This window comes from Synechococcus sp. H55.2 (genome assembly GCF_047462495.1).
Lineage (GTDB): Bacteria > Cyanobacteriota > Cyanobacteriia > Thermostichales > Thermostichaceae > Thermostichus.
On sequence record NZ_JANSJH010000002.1, the window covers coordinates 21,381 to 26,357 of the forward strand.

A 4,977-nucleotide genomic window follows, 5' to 3' on the forward strand; every position below is an offset into this window, starting at 1 on the left:
GCAGGAGCGATTTTGGGCTTGGCGCAATGGCTGGCCCTGCGCTCAGGTGACGGCGTGGCTGTGGATGGCCACGTGGATCACGGCCTTCGGGCTGGGCCAGTTGGCAGAGCAGGTGCTGGGGAACTGGCCAGAAAACGTTTGGGCGGCAGTGGCCTTGCTGCTGATCCGGAGCACCCTAGATGGAGCGGTGACGGGCAATAACTTGGCCTGGATGTTGCAGAATCGGCCAGAAGCATCTTCGTCAGATCCCGGCTGAGGCCAGGAGAGACAAGCAACTCTCCCCTCACAGGTAAGATGGTTAGGCGGTGCTGGAATGCTGCCGTCAGGCTGGAGAGGGGATATGGGACAACGGCAACTCCTGCGGGGGATCTTGATCGGGTTGGGCCTTCTGGCCGCCATGCTGGTGTGGGTTGTCGTGTGGCTGCTCACCCGCAGCCCGGTGGCTTTGTTGCTGGCCCACCCGGAACTGCCGCCGATTGTGGGTTTGGCCCCCCGTTCTACCGAGGCTTTGCTGCTGTTGGCCGTTCCCCTCGACGAGGTGCAAGCGTTTTGGCAAGCTGCAACCCCTGCCCCCCAACGACGCGCCGCCCGTCAGCAATGGCAAAAGTTTTTCTCCGCCGAAGGCCCGGGTTGGCTGGGATCTGTACTGGCCGGGGCAGCTCTGGATTTTGAGCGGGAGGTGCGGCCCTGGCTGGGAAAAAGCACGCTCTTGGCCAGCTTGCCGGAGGGGGGGACTTTGGTGGCCCTGGAGACGCGGGATCGGGCAGTCTCTCAATTTGAGCTGAACCTGTTGTGGGAACGGCAGAGTTTGGCGGGGATACCGGTGCAGGTGGACACTTACAAGGGCATTCAGGTGGTGTCCAGCCCGATTCCGGGCCTGGAGGGGTTCTCGGCGGCTGTTTTTGGCGAGCAGTACGTGTTGTTGGCGGAGCAGCCGGCGGCCATTCGCGCTGCCATCGATGCTTGGCAATTGCCGCAGTTGTCTCTGGTGGCTCAGCCCCTGTTTCAGCAGGTGATCGAGCCGCTGCAGGAGGCGCATGTGGGTTGGGCCTTCTGGCAAAACCCGGAAGCGGTTGCTCCGGACGGGCTGACGTTGCAGGCAGTGGGGCTGGGACTGGGGGTGAACTTCCGGGGCTTGGTGGCCGAAAGTGCTGCCCTCTGGCGTGCGCCTGCTGAGTTCTCCTTGCCGGCGGCAGAAGCTTTTCGTCCGGAGATCATTCAGCATCTGCCTGACGAGACCTTGGCGCTGGTTTCTGGAGCTCACCTGGCCTCGGTTTGGCAGAGCTTGGGGCAGATCCGGCCTCTGAGCCCCCTGGGGTGGCGGGTGGATCCCGGCCAATGGCTGCAGCGCTTACAATCTCAGGTGAAGCTGGACTGGCAACGTCTGTTGCCGGAACGGGGGGAGTTTGCCTTTGCCCTTTTGCCCGGCGACCGGGATCCGGCCTGGCTGTGGGTGGGTAAGATGCCGGACGAGCCGGGTTCCGACCTGGATGAGCGGGCGCGCGCCCAAGGCTGGCAGGTGGTTTCTCTCCCGATGCAGCGCGGCACCGCCACCGCTTGGGCTCAACCCAAGCCTTTGCAGCCCAGCCGCTCCGCCTCTGGAGCGGAGATCCCTGGCGGTGGGCCGCCGGAGGTCAGCGGGGAAGAAGGAGCCCTGTCAGAGGCTCTCCCCCAAACGCCGCCAGGGATCCCGTTGCTGGCGCAGGTGTATCACGCCGACCACAAAGGCTATTCCTACCTGGCCTCTTCCTTGGCGGCTTTGGAGGCGGCCCTCGCGGATCCCCCCTTGGCTGCCGACCGCGCCTGGCGCAAGGTGGTGGCTCCTCTGCCCCACCGCAATCTGGGCTATGGATATGGATCGCTGGGGTTGCTGCTGGAAAGCACGCTACTTAAGGGATCCCGCTGGTCGTCCACGCGCTTTGCCTTTGCCACCACAGCCCTGACGGTTTCTGAGGCTCCCTACCCGGAGCGGGGCCGCCAGATCACCCAAATGGGCAAGCTGGTTTGGCAGTGGTATTGAGGGTCAGACTATCCAGGGATCCCGGCAGTTGGCGGGGATGTACTTGCCCAGATAGACCTGGTTGCCGGCTTCGTTCCACTCGACAAAGTCGAAGATTTGGGTGAGCAGAAACATTCCCCGGCCCGATTCTTCGGTTTCCAAGATGCCGCGCTGGCAGCGGCTGAGCTTGCATTGGGGACGAAAGCCAGGTCCTTGATCCCGCACCAGCCATTGGTAAAACGGCTCTGAGCTGGCGTACTCGATGATCACTTTCTTGTTGGGATCGAGGCCATTACCGTGGCGGACGGCATTGATGATCGCTTCCTGTAAGCCCAGGCGCACCTCTGCCCGCCAAGGGGGAGGAACTTTTGAGATCAACAGATCGAGAACCGGTTGGGTGTAAAGGGTGGAGGGAAAGCTGATAACGCTCCAGGAGCAATGGGCGGGTTTGAGGGAAAGGGCAATCACGGAGGCAGTCTTCCCGGGGCACAGCGCTCTTCACCCATTCTAGCAATCCCATCGGTGTCAACCCCAGCAGAGGGGTGACCAGATCTCGGCAAGGGATCTTTTGCCGTACCATCTTGAGTAACGAGTCTCTTCGCGGTTACGCCCAATCGGCTATGGCAATCAAAGTTGGGGACAAGGTTAAAGTTCGCTGTGTCCGGGATCGCGGGCAAGAAAATGTCAGCGCTCTGGTGGGCAAAGAGGCTGTGGTGCTGGCCCGGCGGGTGGTCGATGGCAGCGGTGTCGGCTACGTTTTGGAGTTTCCTGATCGCTCTCGACACTGGTTTTTTGAGAGCGAGCTGGAAGCGCTCTAGGCCCCTGTCTGTGTTGCTGTTGTCTGGACGGTCGGTTGGTGGCTCCTCCTCCCCATTTGAATCGCCGTTTGCTGGCCCGCCAGATGGCCGCCCAGGTGGATGGCCTGACGGTGGAGCTGGCTGCTGCTGCTCTGGAGGCTATGCTGGATAGCATCAGTCAATGCCTGGCCCAGGGCGGTTCGGTGCGGCTGTCTCGCTTCGGCACGTTCTCGCTGCGCCATCGTCCTGCCCGGCAAACCTACCACCCGCGCACCAAGGCTCCCATTTACATCCCGGCTGCCAATGTGCCCCATTTTGTTCCCAGCCCTGAGCTGGGACGGGCGCCTAAGTCTGAGTCTGCGGGATCCGTCTAGGGTAGCTGCAGAATGACCGTCCTGCTCTGGTTTCGCACCGACTTGCGCCTGCTGGATCACCAGCCGCTGACGCGGGCTTGCCAACAGGGATCTCCCCTGATTCCCTTGTATTGTTTGGATCCCCGCCAGTTCGGTCAGGCTTCCTTGGTACTCCGCCCCAGAACCGGCCCTTTCCGCGCTCAGTTTTTGCTGGAGAGTTTGGCGGATCTGCGGCAGCAGTTGCGGGCGCGCGGCTCGGATTTGGTGATCCGCCGGGGCCAGCCGGAGCAGGTGATCCCCAGCTTGGCACGGGAGTGGGGGGTGAAGGCGGTCTATGCCCATGAGGAGGTGGGCACCGAGGAGACAGAGGTGACGGCTGCTGTTGAGAAGGCTTTGCTGGGGATCCGGTTGCACCTGGAGTGGGGCCACACCCTCTATCACCCTGAGGATCTCCCCTTTGGTCTTTCCCAACTGCCGGAGCTGTTCACCCGTTTTCGCAAGCAAGTCGAGGGGAGCACCCCCATCCGGGATCCCCTGCCCATTCCTTCTCTTCCCCCCCTGCCGTCGGGGTTGGATCCCGGCCCGTTGCCTACTCTGGCCGAGCTAGGGCTGAGTTTGCCCCCGCCGGATCGCCGCGCCCGCTTCACCTACACCGGTGGGAGCACCGCTGCCCAGGCCCGCCTGCAAACCTACTTTTGGGATCTGGATCGGCTGCGCATCTACAAGGAAACCCGCAACGGCATGTTGGATCCCAACGACAGCTCGCGGCTGTCTGCTTGGTTGGCCTTGGGCTGTATCTCGCCTCGCACCGTCTATGCCGAAGTCAAGCGTTATGAACAGGAGCGGGTGCGCAATGAGTCCACCGACTGGCTGGTCTTCGAGCTGCTGTGGCGAGATTATTTTCGGTTTGTCTTGGCCAAGCACGGCGCTAAACTGTTCCGTCCTTCTGGGATCCAGGGGATCCCCATCCCTTGGCAGCAGGATTGGCCCCGCTTTCAGGCGTGGTGCCGGGGCGAGACGGGCTACCCCTTGGTGGATGCCAACATGCGGGAGCTGGCGGCTACCGGCTTTATGTCCAACCGGGGACGGCAGAATGTGGCCAGCTTTCTGACCAAGAATCTGGGCATCGACTGGCGCATGGGCGCTGAGTGGTTTGAGTCGCTGTTGATCGACTACGACGTGGCCAGCAACTACGGCAACTGGAACTACGCTGCCGGTGTAGGGAATGATGCCCGCGGCTTCCGCTACTTCCACATCCCCAAGCAATCTCGCGAGTACGACCCCAAGGGAGACTATCTGCGCCACTGGTTGCCGGAATTGGCCGGGATCCCAGGGGACAAAATCCACGAGCCCTATCGCCTCACCGCTGCCGAGCAAAAGCAATTTGGGGTTCGCTTGGGAGTGGACTACCCTCGTCCTGTGGTGGATCTGGAGAAATCCCTCGCGGCCAATCGACGGGTTTACGAAGCTGCCCTGGCCTCGCGGTGAGCGTTGGCTTCCCAATTTCTCCCAAGAGGGCAAAGGGGGCTGAGGTGATTTTTCAAGAAGCAGTTCCAGCCCAACGGTGCTATTCTAGTTAAGCGCCGTCTCGGCTCAGTAGCTCAGCGGTAGAGCAGGGGACTCATAAGCCCTTGGTCGCGTGTTCAAATCACGCCTGAGCCATCCACGCTCAACCTTTGTCCAAGGCTTCCCAGCCTGCCAGACACCATAGCTGGGTTGCGGTAGGGGCTTGGTTAGTATATTGGGATCCCTGCCTTGAGAATCGGTTCTGCAGATGGCCGTTCCGGATTACCAGAGCTTGCTGTTGCCGCTGCTCCAGTTTGCAGCA

At 61.8% G+C, this 4,977-nt stretch carries 6 protein-coding genes and 1 tRNA gene; 6 read left to right on the top strand and 1 reads right to left on the bottom strand.

Annotation, left to right across the window (positions count from 1 at the left end; translation table 11 throughout):
* Together NW844_RS00485 and NW844_RS00490 are read left to right on the top strand one after the other, a co-directional pair.
* Positions 1-256: hypothetical protein (locus tag NW844_RS00485; RefSeq protein ID WP_414332497.1), on the top strand; the 256-nt coding region annotated here is incomplete at its 5' end.
* 84 nt (positions 257-340) lie between these two features.
* Positions 341-2,020 carry a DUF3352 domain-containing protein gene (locus NW844_RS00490; RefSeq protein ID WP_414332499.1) on the top strand — a complete coding sequence of 560 codons (1,680 nt, stop codon included), beginning with the start codon at positions 341-343 and terminating at the stop codon, positions 2,018-2,020.
* Positions 2,021-2,023: 3 nt separating this feature from the next.
* Here NW844_RS00490 and NW844_RS00495 read toward each other — a convergent pair whose 3' ends face one another.
* On the bottom strand, positions 2,024-2,467 hold the full coding sequence (locus NW844_RS00495; protein WP_414332501.1) for an ATP-binding protein: 444 nt from the start codon (positions 2,465-2,467) through the stop codon (positions 2,024-2,026).
* Positions 2,468-2,619: 152 nt separating this feature from the next.
* Between NW844_RS00495 and NW844_RS00500 the strand changes: the two genes are divergently transcribed.
* From NW844_RS00500 to NW844_RS00515, 4 genes are all read left to right on the top strand, one after another.
* Positions 2,620-2,817: a cytochrome b6f subunit family protein gene (locus NW844_RS00500; RefSeq protein ID WP_414332503.1), complete on the top strand. Its 198-nt coding sequence runs from the start codon at positions 2,620-2,622 to the stop codon at positions 2,815-2,817.
* 38 nt (positions 2,818-2,855) lie between these two features.
* Complete coding sequence (locus tag NW844_RS00505) at positions 2,856-3,170, top strand: HU family DNA-binding protein (protein WP_414332505.1); 315 nt, start codon at positions 2,856-2,858, stop codon at positions 3,168-3,170.
* A 12-nt stretch (positions 3,171-3,182) separates the two neighbouring features.
* Positions 3,183-4,637: a DASH family cryptochrome gene (locus tag NW844_RS00510; protein WP_414332507.1), complete on the top strand. Its 1,455-nt coding sequence runs from the start codon at positions 3,183-3,185 to the stop codon at positions 4,635-4,637.
* A gap of 102 nt (positions 4,638-4,739) precedes the next feature.
* A tRNA-Met gene (locus NW844_RS00515) sits at positions 4,740-4,811 on the top strand.
* Positions 4,812-4,977: the final 166 nt, after the last annotated feature.

Excerpts from the sequence above, each read along its gene's own strand:
- NW844_RS00490 (WP_414332499.1), top strand. The coding sequence starts at position 341 with ATGGGACAACGGCAACTCCTGCGGGGGATCTTGATCGGGTTGGGCCTT.
- NW844_RS00500 (WP_414332503.1), top strand. The coding sequence starts at position 2,620 with ATGGCAATCAAAGTTGGGGACAAGGTTAAAGTTCGCTGTGTCCGGGAT.
- NW844_RS00510 (WP_414332507.1), top strand. The coding sequence starts at position 3,183 with ATGACCGTCCTGCTCTGGTTTCGCACCGACTTGCGCCTGCTGGATCAC.